This is a genomic window from Burkholderia sp. Leaf177, assembly GCF_001424345.1.
Lineage (GTDB): Bacteria > Pseudomonadota > Gammaproteobacteria > Burkholderiales > Burkholderiaceae > Caballeronia.
On record NZ_LMPF01000021.1, the window covers coordinates 291,006 to 305,781 of the forward strand.

The window sequence follows — 14,776 nt, forward strand, 5'->3', positions numbered from 1 at the left end:
TGCGCACAAGAATATTTACTCTTATTTTTGCAACCACGAGACCGGCTTTCGCACTCGGCTAAAGATTTGCTCCGCTCAAACGTCAATGAGGCAAGGGGCGTATTCCGCGCCGCCATGCCTCTCTTGACTGCCAACCTTGATGACCCCAGCCACCGAGCGTTCCGACGCCTCTTCGAATCAGACAGCGCCACCCAAGCCGGCTTCGCGCCTGATCCTCTCGTTACTCAAGCGTTCACGCGGCGCATTCGCGCTCGCCATCGCTGCGTGTGTGTTGAATGGCGTTGCAAGCGTGACGCTCGTTGCAACGCTGAACCGCGCGCTGTCGCAGCCTTCATCGGCGGATAGCGCACTTGCATGGCGATTCGCACTGTGCGCGATCGTCGCGCTGGCCACGCGGATCGTGTCGGGTGTGTTGTTCGCCCGACTCTCGCAGGACACCATGGCGCAACTGCGCGAACGCGTGGCGAAGCGTGTTGCTACCGCCGAGTTGCGCGATGTCGAACGCATCGGCGCCGCGCCCGTGCAATCGGTCCTGACCGACGACGCCACCAACGTCTCCATGTTGTTCTTCGCGTTGCCCAATATCGTGATGCACGGTTCCATCGTGTGCGGATGTCTCGCTTATCTTGCGTGGCTTTCATTGCCGGTGTGCTTGCTGGCGCTCACCGCCATCGTGATCGGATCGTTCGGCTATTACACCGGCGACAAACGCGCGATCGCGTCGCTCGAAGCGGCCGGCAAGTCGCAGGACAAGTTGTTCGGCTATCTAGGCGCCTTATTTACAGGCGCCAAGGAACTGAAGCTGCATCAGGCGCGCGCGCAACAGTTCGTCGATGGACAACTGGGAATGGCAATTGGCGAAGTGCGTGATCTTCGGCGGCGGGCGTTCAGTGCTTATGCTGTCGGCGTGGGCTGGATCATCTTCGTGTTCTACGTTTTCCTTGGCGCCGCCGCTTTCTGGCCGTCGCTTGGCGTACGCGCCGACGCACCCGCCGCCGCCGGTTATGTGATCGTGTTCCTCTTCATGCTGGTGCCGCTCGATGGTCTGCTCAACAACTTGCCGACAGTCAACGCCGCGCGCGTGTCGCTCGACCGGATCGAGAAAGTGATGGCCGAATTCGGCGGCCTGTCCACGCTGGCGAGTCAGGCGCCGCCGTCATCGAGCGCGGCCCACGCGCCCTTCAAGACTTTGACGTTGCGCGGCGTGACCCACTCGTATTTCCATGAACGCGATGAACGCATGTTCCGCATCGGGCCCGTCGACCTGACGTTCAGGCCGGGCGAGCTCGTGTTTATCGTAGGAGGGAATGGCAGCGGCAAGACCACGCTCGCGAAGGTGCTAACAGGCCTTTACGAGCCTGAAGGAGGTGTCATTGAAATCGATGGCAGGCCGGTCGGGTCACTCGAGCGCCCTGCTTATCGCGAGCGCTTTACTGCTGTTTTCAACGACTTCCATTTGTTCGATGCACTGCTTGGCATCGTCGATCCGAACGATCCATCGCGTGCCCACGCCGATGCGCGCGCCAATGCGCTGATCGGCAAGCTTGCGCTGGATCACAAGGTGCAAGTGGTGGACGGCGCGTTCTCCACGCGCGCGCTTTCCACCGGACAACGCAAGCGCCTCGCGCTGGTGATCGCGTATCTGGAGGACCGGCCTTTCTATCTCTTCGACGAATGGGCGGCCGATCAGGACCCTGCGTTCAAGGCCGTTTTCTACGAACAATTATTGCCGGAGTTGCGTCGTGCGGGAAAGACTGTGGTCGTGATCACGCACGACGACCGCTATTTCCCGATCGCCGATCGCGTGCTGAAACTCGACAACGGCAGCATAGTGAGCGAGACGTATGGATCGGAACCGGCTGTTGTGAACGGATGACGATGAGGCGCTTGCGGCCCAGGCCAAGACGTCAAAGCGCCGTACCGTTGATGGCAAGACCCGCCGGCCGCGCCTCGAATCTATATTGAAGGTGCGTCGGATAGCGCGCATCGATCTTACGCACCAGGCGATCGATCTCTTGCCTAAGGGCATCGATACGTTCTACCTTCAGCAAGTAACCTGCCTTCATCAAGCCCTCGCCGAACTTTTCCACCATCAGTGCAGCAAGCGCCGGCGTTTCCGCGCCGCGCTGCACGTCGTGGACGCGAGCACATGCGTAGCGCTGGATTTCATCGATCAAAACACCAAGCTCATCGGTCATCGTTGTCGCACTTTTTTATTCGACAACGCTATTGTTCATCTTCGAGGGTATTTTTTGTATCGAAGGAAGGGTTCCCGGCGTATAGGTTTTATAAAACTTTCGTTCCATCACTTTGCATGGACGCGTTCCAGCATGTCCAGATGTAGCGCCTCGGTTGTGTCGTCGGCAGGAAACAGGGATTCGATCCTCAACTCCTCCGCGGCGACCGTCTGCGGCGTGCCGACGGTCGTGACCATCGAGAAATAATTGAGCGTGGCACCGTCTATCACGAAGCTGATGGGAATGACCGGCATGGTCCGCGTCGTCGGCCCGGCGTTCAACATCTCAGGGGACGTCCAGCCGGTTTTGACATCGGGGTAAGCTAATAGCGAGGCAAGCAAGTCGCGGGTCTTGTCATCGATAACCCGCCCCACCGCTTCCCGATGCACGCGTTGAATCAAGCTCTTCGCCACCTCGTCCCAGTTCGCAATAAACGGCCGCATGCCGGCTGGATCGAACATCAGATGCAGCATGTTTCTAGGGCTTGCACGAGCCGACAAATCGATAAAACAATTGAAGAAACGCGGCGCCGCTTCGTTCGGCAGCAGGACATCCCAATAGCGATCCATGACGACTGCCGGAAACGGCTCGTGCTGCTTCAACATGCGCGCGAGTGCGCTGGTCACGCTCTGCATTTCCTCCGCGTTCCATGCGCTTTCCGAATAGACAGGTGCAAACCCCGCGGCAAGCAAAAGCGCGTTGCGTTCGCGAAGCGGGATATCGAGCGCTTGTGCAAGGGTGATCAGCGTTTGGCGGCTCGGCGCGCTGCGCCCGCTTTCAATAAAGCTGACATGACGTTGCGACACGCCTGCATCGAGGGAAAGATCGAACTGGCTTTTGCCGCGCGTGCTTCGCCATTGACGCAACAGTGTGCCGAGTTCGGTGGCGGGTTTCGAAGATGACGACGGCTTCATCGGATACTCGTAGAGTGTGAACCGGCTGATCAGGATACGCCCAACCCGAAATGAACCGAGCGCATCCTGTTTCAGCGCTTACGCAGGCATCCACGCCTGAGCCTTGAACCGCTCTTCAACCGGCGTGCCCGCCATGTTGGTCGTGGTTGCGGCCATGGTCGAAATGCCGATGCTCGTGATCACCTCGAAAATCTGCAACCGCGAATATCCCGCTGCCGTGAACCGATCTATGTCGCTTTCACTCACATTGCCCCGCTTCTCGATGAGCGCCCGGCTCAAACCCGAAAGCGCCGCATACTTAGGATCAGCCGGAAGTTTTCCCGCACGGATGGCATTGACGTCCGCCTCCGCCATTCCATCTTCGAGCGCGAAGGTGGAATGCGCCGCGACCGTCCATGGGCATTTGATCGTGACAGCGTTCGTAAGCAGCAGCGTTTGTTTCTCGCATTCGTCCAGACTTCCGCCATGAAAACTGGCGAAGCTGCCCGCGAAGCCGTTGAGCAACACAGGGTTGGCGGCCATCGTCGCCATGACGTTTGGCAAAAATCCAAATTTTTCGACGAGGGCATTAAGTGTCGGCCGGGACTGCTCCGGCGCTGATTCGATTGTGTGAAGTTTAAAGCTTGGCATTCCTAACTCCTTCGGTGTATTTGAACAAAACTGCTTTTGCGTTTCATCTCCCTTGTCGCACGTTGATGCGGCGGTGGATGACTCTCATCTTAGAGAGTGCAGGAATATGTTCAATTACCTCCGATGTAATAACGGAGCGGCGACGCGTCCACCGGCGGATATCGCGTGTCCGCGCCACCGTTGATCTACATCAAAAGCCGCAGTTTGTGAACTTGTAGACTTTTTGCCAAGCGCGGGGGCGCATCCGGCCAGGCGGTCCGCGCGGAAATACGCGCTTGCACGAGCGATTCCTGGGCGGCGTCACGCGAACATAATTGGAAAACATGACCACGCCCGTGCTAATGTCGCACTAATGCTTCACCCATTCAGCGTTGCGTTCATGGCTCAGTGTCCTTGCGCATCCTTAATGCCCGCCCGTTCGCGGGCATCTTTTTTTGTAACGCGCACCGCAGCTTTTTGCGGCGCATAGCGAGGAACATTTTCAGCAATGACGCGGGTTCTGATCTCCGATGACCATACGCTCGTACGCGACGGCCTGCGCCATATCCTGGACAGCGCCGTCGGAGTCGAGGTAGCCGGCGAGGCAAGCGATGGCGCCACGACCATCGCGATGATCCGCGAGATCCCCGCCGATGTACTCGTCCTCGACCTGTCGATGCCTGGACGCAACGGCGTCGAGTTGCTCAAGCAGATCAAGGACGAAAAACCGGCGTTGCGCGTGCTGATCCTCACCATGCACGCGGAGCAGCAATATGCGGTGCGCGCATTCAAGGCCGGCGCATCGGGCTATCTGACCAAGGAAAGCGCAAGCGCCGAGCTCGTTACGGCGGTCAGCAAGGTTGCATCGGGTGGCGTGTACGTGAGCCTCGCCATGGCTGAACGCCTGGCGCTCAGCCTCTCCGACCGCTGTGACGACCTGCCGCATCAACGTCTGTCTGATCGCGAGTTCGAGGTGTTTCGGCGTATCGCGAGCGGAGAAACCATCACGCAGATCGCCCAGGCGCTCTCGGTCAGCGCGAAGACTATCAGCACCTACAAGACCCGCATTCTCGACAAGATGCAGATGCCTCACGACGCAGCGCTCGTGCGTTATGCCTTGCGGCAGAAGCTCTTCGAAGACGACCACGAAACGTAAAGGCCGGTTCAGCGCCCAGTTTCCGATTCGTGTAGTCCGTTTCCTACACGGACTCCCAAATACCTACATCAAGCGCAGCCGCTTGCTGATTTCATTTTGAGATAGAGTCGACCATACTCGGTTTCATCGAGCGTCGGCTTGCTTCGGGGACATCGGCGAAAGCCGACAAGCGCTCATTGAATAGCCGGCGAATCATCCGCGCGAGCGACGGACAAACGACGGACAAACGTCGCGCAAATGCACCGAAGCAATTCAATCACGGGAGACGCCATGACGTCAGCGACTGCCTGCGCATCTTCAGTATCGAAGCCGACGGCTTTCACGCGCGCGGCACAGCGGGCCAAGCCGGTTCCCGCTTTACATCCCGCCTCACATCCCGCTTCACATCCCGCTTCACATCCCGCTTCACATCCCGCCTCACATCCCGCCTCACGTCCCGCTTTACATACCGATACGCGCTGTTCTGGCTGTTCATTGCACGCCATCTGCATGCCGCCCACACTGACTGACGCTGAACTCGACAGGCTCGATGCCATCATCTGTTCAACACGCCTCGTTCGGCGCGGCGAGACGCTTTACCGGACGGGAGACGCGTTCAAAAGCATTTATGCCGTGCGCACGGGTTGCTTCAAGACGGTCGTGACGCATCGCGACGGGCAAGAGCAGGTCACGGGCTTTCATATCGCGGGCGAGCCGCTCGGACTCGACGGCGTCTGTACCGGCGAACAGAACTGCGATGCCATCGCGCTCGAAGACAGCAAGGTCTGCGTGATTCCCTTCGACCTTCTCGAAGACCTTTGCCACGAGGTCCGAGCCGTGCAGCAGCATGTTCACCGGATGATGAGCGGCGAGATCGTCAGGGAATCCGGCCTGATGATGATGCTCGGCACCATGACCGCCGAGCAGCGTGTGGCAACGTTCCTGATCAACCTTTCCTCGCGCATGAAGGTGCGTGGCTATTCGGCGGCCGAGTTCAATCTGCGCATGACGCGCGGGGAGATAGGCAGTTATCTCGGATTGAAGCTCGAGACCGTGAGCCGGATGTTTTCCAGGTTACAGAAAGAGCGGATCGTCGATACGAACGGCAAGCAGATTCGCATTATCGACAGCGAGCGGCTCGCCGAAGTTTGACCCGGCGCGCGCCATGTCTCGTCCAGTCACGTCGCGTTCCGGCTTGCATTGCCGACGGCAAAACACATGCCCTTGAACTATCTGCGCAGCTTCACGCGGCCGGAGCGCACCGGCGAGAGCAACCGGCGCCTCGGGCGCTGGCTTGCATTCATTGCCGGCGCCGCGAACGCCGGCGGTTTTCTCGCGGTCGGCCAATACACGTCGCACATGTCCGGCGTGGTGTCGGCACTTGCCGACAACCTTTCGCTTGGCGATGCCGGTCTCGTTGTTGCGGGCTTGAGTTCACTCGTGGCGTTCATGTCGGGCGCAGCGACGTCCGCGATCATGATCAACTGGGGCAGGCGGCGAGCCGCGCAAAGCGAGTACGCGTTGCCGCTGCTGCTGGAAGCTGCGTTGCTGCTGCTCTTCGGGCTGATCGGCGCGAATCTCGAAGGCGACCGGATCCTGTTCGTCCCGGCCACGGTCGCGTTGCTTTGTTTTGTCATGGGCTTGCAGAACGCCATGATCACGAAGATATCGAAGGCTGAAATCCGCACCACGCACGTGACCGGGCTCGTGACCGATATAGGGATCGAACTTGGCAAGCTCGTGTACTGGAATACTTCGCACAACGAAGGCACGCGCGCCGTTAAGGCGGACCGGTCGAAGCTCAGGCTTCTTGCGTCGCTGCTCGGGATGTTTTTTACTGGCGGCATTGCAGGCGCGATGGGATTCAAACACGTCGGTTTTATCGCGACGATTCCGCTTGCCGCAATGCTCGTCGTGCTCGCGGTCGTACCGCTGGTCGACGATCTCGTCGGCCAGCGGCATTGATCGATTTGCACGCGTTCAGCCCAATGTGAAACGTTCCCGCGTGGTCACGTAATCGCTTGCGCCGAAGCGCCCGACCGGGAAATAGTGCTGTAGCCGCACGCGCCAGGTTTCGGTGTCGATCAGTTCATCGCGCGCGTGCAGCCTGTGAACCCGCCCGATGAAAATATGACGGCTCGTGGTTTCGAGCGTCTCCCACAACGTACATTCGAACGCAACCGGCGCCTCGGCGATTCTCGGCGGCGCGACGTGCGAACTCGGAACCGGCGTGAGCCCGACCTTCTCCAGCTCGCTGACATCGGGCGGCAGCCGCTCTCCACAGCGATGCATTTTTTCCGCCATCGCTTCGTCGCTGAGATGCACCACGAACTCGCGGCTGCGTGCAATGTTCGTGGCGGTGTCCTTGAGCGATCCATCGTCGAGACGATTGATGCTGATCATCACGATGGGTGGCTCCTCGCCCATCATGTTGAACATCGAAAACGGCGCGGCGTTGATCGTTCCGGTCGCGCTCAACGTTGTCACGAGGGCGATGGGACGCGGCACGATCAGGCTCGCCATGAGCTTGTATCGCTGATATTCCGTGATGGCTTCGAAGTCGATTTCCATGATGGCCTGTTCAGTATTCGAGTGTTCAGGGTTGAACCAAACCGAGCAGTTGCCCAAGGCTTTTTTCGCCTTGCATGCGCGATGTTTCGATGCGCTCTTCAAGCTCGCGAAGATGCGCTTCCATGCGGCGGATCGCGCCGGGCGCATCGCGCGCTTCGATGCAATCGACGATTGCCGCGTGTTCATCGTGTTCGCAAGGCGCGTTTCCCGGCGGTTCGTACACGCCGACAATGAGCGAGCATCGCGATACGAGTTCGCTCAGATAACGCTGCAGGATGGAGTTGCCCGCAAGCCCTGCAATCCGCAAATGGAAGTCGCTGGCAAGGCGCGCCCATGATGGCTGATCGAAGCGATGCATGGCTTCGTGTTCGTCGGCAAGCTGGCGGCGCAATGCTTCAATGTCGCGCGCGCTCGCGCGTTGCACCGCGAGTTCCACGAGCACGCGTTCGAGCGAACGCCGCGCTTCGAAGATCTCGCGCGTCTCTTCAGGCGTCGGCTCCGCGATGACCGCGCCCTTGTTCGGCCTGAGCGCCACGATACCTTCATACGCGAGGCGCTCCAGCACGCGCCGTACGACTGCGCGGCCCACGCCGAACAACTGGCACAGCTCCGGCTCGGGAAGCTTGGTGCCGGGCGTCAGACGATGGTTGAGGACACCGTCGAAGATCGCTTGATACAGGCGTGTATCCACGTCTTGCGTGGCCTCTGGCTCAGGCGGGTTTTCTTTCCGTGTCATGCCGGTACCTGATGACGCGATGACCCGGCGAGCCCGGCGCGTTCCATCTCGTCCATGTAACGCGCGATCGCGCCGGGCGTTGTGATCCAGACGTCGCCGTTCGCGCGCGCCGCCGCAATATGTTGGAGCGCCCGTCGTAAATGCCGCAACCGGTACGGCTGACCAACCAGATAGGGATGCAGTGCGATTCCCATGACAAGCGCCTGCTTGTGCCGGCTGTTGTTGGCTTGCTCGAGCATCTCGTCGAACTGATCGATGATCATGTCCGCGAAAGCGCAGGCGTCGAGTTGCCGTCCGATGATCATCGGCAAGTCGTTGAGTTCTTGCGGATAAGGAATCGACCAGAGCGAACCGGCGCGCGTCGCCATGCGCACGGGACGGTCATCGTGGCACCAGTTGAGCGTATAACCGTAGCCCGTTTCCGCGATCAGATCGGGCGTCAGATGCGATTCCGATATCCACGGAGAAAGCCATCCCGATGGCGGCGTGCCCGAATGCAACGCAATGCGTTCGCGGCAATGAACCAGCAGCGCGCGCTCGGCGATTTCGTCGAAATCACTTTGGCGATGCGCGTTCGTATGCCCATGTGCAATGAGCTCGTCGCCGCGCGCAAGACATGCGTCGATGACCTCGGGGCAATGATCATAAAGAGCGGTATTGATCAGCGTGCCGGAAGGCATCTCGAGCTGATCGAAGAGTTCCATGCAGCGCCATACGCCCACGCGGTTGCCGTATTCGCGCCAGCTGTAATTGAGCACGTCGGGTTGCGGCGAGAGCGGACCCAGCGCCGCGCCGAGACCTTCCCCAAACGCAAAATGTTCGATGTTGAAGCCGAGATAGACGGCGAGTCCGGTATCTCCCGGCCATCGAAACGAATCGGTATCGGCGATCGGCCGATACGGAAAACGCGTGTGCGTCGCGAGCGGACCGAATCTCGATTCGCCTTCTGCGCCAGCGTGACGATTGATGTCCATGTTCAAAAACCCCGATGACAACATGTGCTGCGTGTGAACCTTTTTGGTGGATTGCGCCCCGAAGCGAACCAGCGGCGCACCGTGATCGTGCGGCTTTCGGTGATTATTCGCCGACGGATCAGTTTCGAATCGTGTGCAATTTACACGCCATATCGTAGACGTTCAATAGCAGCGATGGTTTGCACGAAACCGCGCTTGATGCAAACAAAGTGGCATGTGTCTTGCATTTGGCAATGCGTCAGCCGACCTTCGTCGATCGCCACGCCTCGAACAGGAACGCATCGCATGAGTTCGTCCATATGATCCGTCCACATGATCCGTCCATATGTATCGTCCATATGAGTGAGCCAATATGAATCCGTCAATATGAGTCAGTCCACTTCAGCCGTACTCAAGACCGAAGCCGCGGACATTGAACTCGTGCATGTGTCGAAACAATATGGCGATTCGCTTGCGGTCGATTCCATCGACTTGCGGATTCCCGGCGGCCAATATTGCTGTCTGCTTGGGCCGTCGGGCTGCGGCAAGACATCGACATTAAGAATGATCGCGGGTCACGAGTCGATCACCGACGGTGACATCCTCATAGGCCAGCGTAACGTCACGCGCGCGCAGCCAGCCACGCGGGGCACCGCGATGGTCTTCCAGAGCTACGCCCTTTTCCCGCATCTGTCCGCACTCGATAACGTCGCGTTCAGCTTGAAGATGCGCGGCGTTGCGAAAGACGCGCGCCGCAAGCGTGCGGGCGAATTGCTCGAACTGGTTGCGATGAGCGCCTTCGCCGAACGCAAGCCATCGCAGTTATCGGGTGGCCAGCAACAGCGTGTCGCACTCGCGCGCGCGTTGCTGAACGAACCACGTTGCCTCTTGCTCGATGAACCCTTGTCCGCGCTCGACCCGTTCTTGCGCATCCAGATGCGCGCCGAACTTAAGCGCTGGCAGAAAGAACTCGGCATCACGTTCGTGCACGTCACGCATTCGCAGGAAGAAGCAATGGCGCTCGCCGACATGGTCGTGGTGATGAGTCACGGGCGCATAGAACAAAGCGGTTCGCCGCGTGAAGTCTTCAACCGCCCGCGCACCGAATTCGTCGCGCGTTTTCTCGGCGGCCATAACGTGCTCAGCGCGAACGGGCACGCGTTCACCGTGCGCGCCGACCACTTGCGCATAGCGCCTCACGGCATCACGCCGGTACAGACGCCGGGAAGCGATGGCGGACTTAGCCGTATCGGCGGGATTCCTTGCACGGTTCGCGAAACCGAATATCAGGGCACGCATTTGCGCATGACGCTTGCGCCGCTCGATGGTTCGCCTGAACTCATCTCGCTGCTACCCGATAACGAATACGACCCTAAGCGCCTCGGCCCCGACGCGCGTGTAGTCGTGTGGTGGGACGAGCAGGACGCCCATGCATTTGCAGCATAAAACTGCTTTGCGTTGCGCTGAAGAAAACATTGAACGAGAACATTGAAAGACAACGTCACCAAGGGAGATTGCAATGACCGAGCGAAAAGAAAATCCGTCCAATATCACCACGACTGAGCCCGCCGAATCCAGCCTTGGATCGGGCCAAGGGCTGTCACGCCGCGCATTGCTGAAGGGCGCTGTTGCCGCTGCGGGTATTGCGGGTTTCCCTTATGTGCACGCGCAGGAAAAGATCACGTTGCGATATCTCGGCACGGCTGTGAACCAAAGCTCGGATATCGCGAAGAAGTTTCAGGAGGACACGGGTATCCAGATTCAGTACATTCCGGTCACGACCGATGACGTCGCCAAGCGCATCATCACGCAACCGAATTCCTTCGATATCGTCGATACCGAATATTTCTCGCTGAAGAAGCTGATTCCCGCTGGCACGCTTGCCGGCATGGACGCAAAGAAGATCAAGCTCGCCGACAAGATCACGCCCGTGCTCACGCGCGGTGAAGTCGATGGCAAGAAAATCGGCGACCAGGGCACTGCGCCCAAGAAGGTGATGTTCCTGACCGGCGCCCGTTCAACGCAGTTCTCCGCGACACCCACCGAATGGATGACGCTGATCCCGACCACCTATAACGCCGATACGCTCGGTATTCGTCCCGACCTCATCAAGCGTCCGATCACGAGCTGGTCCGAGTTGCTCAATCCCGAGTTCAAGGGCAAGGCGGCGTTGCTCAACATTCCCGCGATCGGCATCATGGATTCGGCGATGGCAATCGAAGCCATGGGTCACATGAAGTACGGCGACAAAGGCAACATGACCAAAGCCGAGATCGACCAGACTATCAAGATCCTGATCGAAGCGAAACGCGCAGGCCAGTTCCGCGCTTTCTGGAAGGACTTCAACGAAAGCGTGAACCTGATGGCGTCGGGCGAAGTCGTGATCCAGTCGATGTGGTCGCCGGCTGTCACGAAGGTCCGCACGATGGGCGTTGCCTGCAAGTTCCAGCCGCTGAAGGAGGGGTATCGGTCATGGGCATCGGGCTTCGGTTTGCCGCGTTCGTTGCAGGGCCGCAAGCTCGACGCCGCGTACGAGTTCATCAACTGGTTCCAGGACGGCTGGGCTGGCGCCTACCTGATGCGCCAGGGGTATTACCCGGGCGTGACGGAGACCGCCAAGTCGCACATGCAAGCGTACGAATGGGACTACTGGATGGAAGGCAAGGCGGCCGCGCAGGACATCAAGGCGCCCGATGGCCAGCTGCTCGAAAAGGCAGGTTCGACACGCGATGGCGGTTCGTACAACCAGCGCATGGGCGCGATCGCGTGCTGGAACGCAGTGATGGACGAGAACATCTACATGGTCCAGAAGTGGAACGAGTTCATTGCGGCCTGAGTGCGCCGGCGCCGGCTTTTTGACTGCATGAAGCCGGCTGCATCTGTTTAATCACTGGACATTCACGCGATGGCATCGATCGAGCTTCCCGCTCAAACACTTGACGCAACGGTCAAACATAAGCGAGCCGCTGCATGGCTGCAAGCAACGCCGCTGACGTTGACCTTTGCGCTGTTTTTCATCGTGCCGCTGATCATCACGCTGATCGTGAGCTTCTGGGACTTCAACGAGTACCAGATCATCCCGGCGTTCACGCTGAAAAACTATGCGGCGATCTTCGATGGATGTTCATCGACCACCGATGTTTGTGTGACCTTCAAGACGTACTGGTCCACCATCAAGTTCTGCGCCATCGTCTGGACGGTCACGCTTTTGATCGGCTTCACGATTGCGTATTTTCTTGCATTCCATGTGCGCTCGTCGGGCATGCAAACGGTGTTGTTCCTCGTTTGCACCATACCGTTCTGGACTTCCAACGTTATCCGGATGATTTCATGGATGCCGCTGCTCGGCCGCAACGGCCTCGTGAATCAGGCATTGATCAGCGCGCATATGGTGGACCGGCCGCTTGAATGGCTGCTGTATTCCAATTTTTCCGTCGTGCTCGCGTTCGTGCATCTCTACACGTTTTTCATGATCGTGCCCATATTCAACGCCATGATGCGCATCGACCGATCGTTGCTCGAAGCTGCGCGCGATGCTGGCGCGAGCGGCTGGCAAGTCATTCGCGAAGTGGTGCTGCCCTTGTCGAAGACGGGAATCGTCATTGGCTCGATCTTCGTGATCACGATCGTGATGGGCGACTTCCTGACCGTCGGCGTGATGGGCGGACAGCAGATTGCATCGGTAGGAAAGATCATTCAGGTGCAGACGGGCTATCTGCAGTTTCCTGCTGCCGCGGCGAACGCGATCATTTTGCTGGCAGTCGTGCTGATGATTGTCTGGGCGCTGACCCGCGTAGTCGATATCCGCAAGGAGCTGTGACATGGCCGCCAGCGGTTTCAAGCCAGGTTTGAAACATCGAGAACGCAGGCCCGCAAGTTTCTACTGGCTCGCGCTCGTGTTCGCGCTTTTCGTGCTGTTCCTTTACGGTCCGGTCATAACCATCTTCATCTTGTCGTTCCAAGGCCCGGAAGGCGGCCTCACGTTCCCGATGCGCGGGGTATCGCTGCACTGGTTCGAAGTATTGCGGCAGGGCGTTGGCGACATCGACATATGGGCCGCGTTCGGGCGATCGGTGCGGCTCGCGGCCGTGGTCACGGTTTTGACGGTGCTGTTTTCGGTGAGCGCCGGACTTGCGTTTCGCAAGCGCTTTCGCGGTGACACCGCCGTGTTTTATGTATCGGTGGCAAGTTTGATCATGCCTTCGATCATCGTTTCGCTGGGTATTGGGCTCACGTTCCGGCTGCTGGACAACGGCGTCAAATATCTCGCCACGCTGTCAGGGCACGAGTCTTTCGTCGATAACTACACTACGTCGATGGGCCTATATACGTCCGCGCTCGGCGCGCATCTGACGTGGACGCTGCCATTCGGTTTGCTCGTGATGTTCGCCGTCTTCAATCGATTCAACCCTGCGTACGAGGAAGCGGCGCGCGACCTCGGTGCGTCACCGTGGCAGAGCTTCAGGCACGTTGTGCTGCCGATCATAGGGCCTTCGGTGATCGGCGTCGGCATGTTCGGCTTCACGTTGTCGTGGGACGAGATTGCGCGCACGTCGCAGGCAATCGGCGACCAGAACACCTTGCCTCTTGAATTGCAGGGCCTGACGACTTCCGTGACAACGCCCGTGATCTACGCGCTCGGCACCATGACAACCATGCTCTCGCTTACTGTAATGATCGTCGGGCTGCTTTTGGTGCGATGGCTCGCCCGGCGCCGCTCGCGCGCGCTGGCGCTTGCAGGTTGAGCGCTTCCCGCCTTGCGTCAGTAGGTATCTCGCGTGATACGAATCGCCTTCGCTGGCGGGACGTTGCGCGCAAGTGCCCGCGCGACGATTGCATCGGCGGTCGCATGCGCCTTGTTGCGCATTTGCATCCGCATGATGCGGTTAACCTTCTTCGGGCTATCGCGATGCAGCGCCCAGTAAAGCGCGCTAAGCCATCCGACTATCGTCCATCCGAGTAACGCGTTCATTAGCGCAAGCAGCAGCACGTTGCGCCGCCCTCGCCTGTCCGCAACGATGGACGGCGTGAAATACACGACCATTGCGACAACGGCGATAAGAGCCTGGACCAGCGTTTTCTCAATCATGTTTTCAATCTCCTTACAGATCGCCTGAGCGGATATGGATGCAATCAGCACGCGTTGCAGTCGGAGATCCGTCCAAACGAAAATTCAGAATAGTCCCGATCGCCACGAAGGTCCAAGTCACAAATCTAACCGCCGTAATAATCAGGCGCTATCGAATCGCGTTCTTACTCGTCAGCGGCAAGGAGGAATGCGGGTGAACGGCTAATTGTTTGATTTCGACGCGCGAATATGGCCAATGCGGATTTCACCATGCTCATTAAAAATCGAATTGAAATAGTTATTTGGGGACTACGCGCTGTTGATCTCCCGAATTTTTTAAAACGCTTATTTCGAGTTCTACGAAGCCACGAAATGCCATGAACATTCTGATTCAACATTTCTTCGCCCGGTGAGCGACTTCTGCGGCCGCTTTTCGTTTCCTACCGACATTCCCAATCCAAGCTCCGCCGCGTTATGCACGTAGGGAACTTAATAAAAGCCGATTACTAATAATGATTAGCCGAGCTGCTTTGACCGCAGACAACGGCCCAGC

15 protein-coding genes are annotated in these 14,776 nt (G+C 58.7%); 8 read left to right on the plus strand and 7 right to left on the minus strand.

Annotation, left to right across the window (positions count from 1 at the left end; genetic code table 11):
• Positions 1-139: 139 nt before the first annotated feature.
• Positions 140-1,876: a cyclic peptide export ABC transporter gene (locus ASG35_RS16710; protein ID WP_056359560.1), complete on the plus strand. Its 1,737-nt coding sequence runs from the start codon at positions 140-142 to the stop codon at positions 1,874-1,876.
• Between the two features lie 31 nt (positions 1,877-1,907).
• On the opposite strand, the gene ASG35_RS16715 is transcribed toward ASG35_RS16710, so the two are convergent.
• From ASG35_RS16715 to ASG35_RS16725, 3 genes are all read right to left on the minus strand, one after another.
• Entirely contained in the window at positions 1,908-2,198 is a 291-nt protein-coding gene (locus tag ASG35_RS16715; RefSeq protein ID WP_056359563.1) for a hypothetical protein, read from the minus strand.
• A 107-nt stretch (positions 2,199-2,305) separates the two neighbouring features.
• Positions 2,306-3,151 (minus strand): helix-turn-helix domain-containing protein, encoded by an 846-nt coding sequence (locus ASG35_RS16720; protein ID WP_056359566.1) that lies wholly within the window; start codon positions 3,149-3,151, stop codon positions 2,306-2,308.
• 78 nt (positions 3,152-3,229) lie between these two features.
• The gene (locus ASG35_RS16725; protein WP_327019648.1) at positions 3,230-3,673 is read right to left on the minus strand and encodes a carboxymuconolactone decarboxylase family protein; all 444 of its coding nucleotides are present in this window, start codon (positions 3,671-3,673) and stop codon (positions 3,230-3,232) included.
• A 595-nt stretch (positions 3,674-4,268) separates the two neighbouring features.
• On the opposite strand from ASG35_RS16725, the gene ASG35_RS16730 reads away from it, so the two are divergent.
• The 3 genes from ASG35_RS16730 (at position 4,269) to ASG35_RS16740 (ending at position 6,860) form a co-directional block, all read left to right on the plus strand.
• Complete coding sequence (locus ASG35_RS16730; protein WP_056359571.1) at positions 4,269-4,916, plus strand: response regulator; 648 nt, start codon at positions 4,269-4,271, stop codon at positions 4,914-4,916.
• 270 nt (positions 4,917-5,186) lie between these two features.
• A complete protein-coding gene (fnr, locus tag ASG35_RS16735; protein ID WP_056359572.1) occupies positions 5,187-6,047 on the plus strand; it encodes a fumarate/nitrate reduction transcriptional regulator Fnr in 861 nt (286 codons plus the stop codon).
• 66 nt (positions 6,048-6,113) lie between these two features.
• The gene (locus ASG35_RS16740) at positions 6,114-6,860 is read left to right on the plus strand and encodes a YoaK family protein (protein WP_056359575.1); all 747 of its coding nucleotides are present in this window, start codon (positions 6,114-6,116) and stop codon (positions 6,858-6,860) included.
• A gap of 15 nt (positions 6,861-6,875) precedes the next feature.
• On the opposite strand, the gene ASG35_RS16745 is transcribed toward ASG35_RS16740, so the two are convergent.
• The 3 genes from ASG35_RS16745 to ASG35_RS16755 are packed head-to-tail and all read right to left on the minus strand — an operon-like array spanning position 6,876 to position 9,176.
• Entirely contained in the window at positions 6,876-7,466 is a 591-nt protein-coding gene (locus ASG35_RS16745; RefSeq protein ID WP_056359578.1) for a flavin reductase family protein, read from the minus strand.
• Positions 7,467-7,491: 25 nt separating this feature from the next.
• The gene (locus tag ASG35_RS16750) at positions 7,492-8,202 is read right to left on the minus strand and encodes a GntR family transcriptional regulator (RefSeq protein ID WP_056359581.1); all 711 of its coding nucleotides are present in this window, start codon (positions 8,200-8,202) and stop codon (positions 7,492-7,494) included.
• Positions 8,199-9,176 (minus strand): polysaccharide deacetylase family protein, encoded by a 978-nt coding sequence (locus tag ASG35_RS16755; RefSeq protein ID WP_056360804.1) that lies wholly within the window; start codon positions 9,174-9,176, stop codon positions 8,199-8,201. Before ASG35_RS16755 ends, ASG35_RS16750 begins: the two co-directional genes overlap by 4 nt.
• A gap of 366 nt (positions 9,177-9,542) precedes the next feature.
• Between ASG35_RS16755 and ASG35_RS16765 the strand changes: the two genes are divergently transcribed.
• The 4 genes from ASG35_RS16765 to ASG35_RS16780 all read left to right on the plus strand — a co-directional run bounded on the left by ASG35_RS16765 (position 9,543) and on the right by ASG35_RS16780 (position 13,900).
• Positions 9,543-10,601 carry an ABC transporter ATP-binding protein gene (locus ASG35_RS16765; RefSeq protein ID WP_056359587.1) on the plus strand — a complete coding sequence of 353 codons (1,059 nt, stop codon included), beginning with the start codon at positions 9,543-9,545 and terminating at the stop codon, positions 10,599-10,601.
• A gap of 73 nt (positions 10,602-10,674) precedes the next feature.
• Positions 10,675-11,991 (plus strand): ABC transporter substrate-binding protein, encoded by a 1,317-nt coding sequence (locus ASG35_RS16770; RefSeq protein ID WP_056359590.1) that lies wholly within the window; start codon positions 10,675-10,677, stop codon positions 11,989-11,991.
• Positions 11,992-12,060: 69 nt separating this feature from the next.
• Positions 12,061-12,975: an ABC transporter permease gene (locus tag ASG35_RS16775; RefSeq protein ID WP_056359593.1), complete on the plus strand. Its 915-nt coding sequence runs from the start codon at positions 12,061-12,063 to the stop codon at positions 12,973-12,975.
• 1 nt (position 12,976) lies between these two features.
• A complete protein-coding gene (locus tag ASG35_RS16780) occupies positions 12,977-13,900 on the plus strand; it encodes an ABC transporter permease (protein ID WP_056359594.1) in 924 nt (307 codons plus the stop codon).
• Positions 13,901-13,917: 17 nt separating this feature from the next.
• On the opposite strand, the gene ASG35_RS16785 is transcribed toward ASG35_RS16780, so the two are convergent.
• Positions 13,918-14,244, minus strand: a complete 327-nt coding sequence (locus tag ASG35_RS16785) for a superinfection immunity protein (protein WP_056360807.1) — start codon at positions 14,242-14,244, stop codon at positions 13,918-13,920.
• Between the last annotated feature and the right edge of the window lie 532 nt (positions 14,245-14,776).

Coding starts and splice junctions, on each gene's coding strand:
- ASG35_RS16710 (WP_056359560.1), top strand. CDS start 140: ATGACCCCAGCCACCGAGCGTTCCGACGCCTCTTCGAATCAGACAGCG.
- ASG35_RS16715 (WP_056359563.1), bottom strand. CDS start 2,198: ATGACCGATGAGCTTGGTGTTTTGATCGATGAAATCCAGCGCTACGCA.
- ASG35_RS16720 (WP_056359566.1), bottom strand. CDS start 3,151: ATGAAGCCGTCGTCATCTTCGAAACCCGCCACCGAACTCGGCACACTG.
- ASG35_RS16725 (WP_327019648.1), bottom strand. CDS start 3,673: ATGGCCGCCAACCCTGTGTTGCTCAACGGCTTCGCGGGCAGCTTCGCC.
- ASG35_RS16730 (WP_056359571.1), top strand. CDS start 4,269: ATGACGCGGGTTCTGATCTCCGATGACCATACGCTCGTACGCGACGGC.
- fnr (WP_056359572.1), top strand. CDS start 5,187: ATGACGTCAGCGACTGCCTGCGCATCTTCAGTATCGAAGCCGACGGCT.
- ASG35_RS16740 (WP_056359575.1), top strand. CDS start 6,114: ATGCCCTTGAACTATCTGCGCAGCTTCACGCGGCCGGAGCGCACCGGC.
- ASG35_RS16745 (WP_056359578.1), bottom strand. CDS start 7,466: ATGGAAATCGACTTCGAAGCCATCACGGAATATCAGCGATACAAGCTC.
- ASG35_RS16750 (WP_056359581.1), bottom strand. CDS start 8,202: ATGACACGGAAAGAAAACCCGCCTGAGCCAGAGGCCACGCAAGACGTG.
- ASG35_RS16755 (WP_056360804.1), bottom strand. CDS start 9,176: ATGGACATCAATCGTCACGCTGGCGCAGAAGGCGAATCGAGATTCGGT.
- ASG35_RS16765 (WP_056359587.1), top strand. CDS start 9,543: ATGAGTCAGTCCACTTCAGCCGTACTCAAGACCGAAGCCGCGGACATT.
- ASG35_RS16770 (WP_056359590.1), top strand. CDS start 10,675: ATGACCGAGCGAAAAGAAAATCCGTCCAATATCACCACGACTGAGCCC.
- ASG35_RS16775 (WP_056359593.1), top strand. CDS start 12,061: ATGGCATCGATCGAGCTTCCCGCTCAAACACTTGACGCAACGGTCAAA.
- ASG35_RS16780 (WP_056359594.1), top strand. CDS start 12,977: ATGGCCGCCAGCGGTTTCAAGCCAGGTTTGAAACATCGAGAACGCAGG.
- ASG35_RS16785 (WP_056360807.1), bottom strand. CDS start 14,244: ATGATTGAGAAAACGCTGGTCCAGGCTCTTATCGCCGTTGTCGCAATG.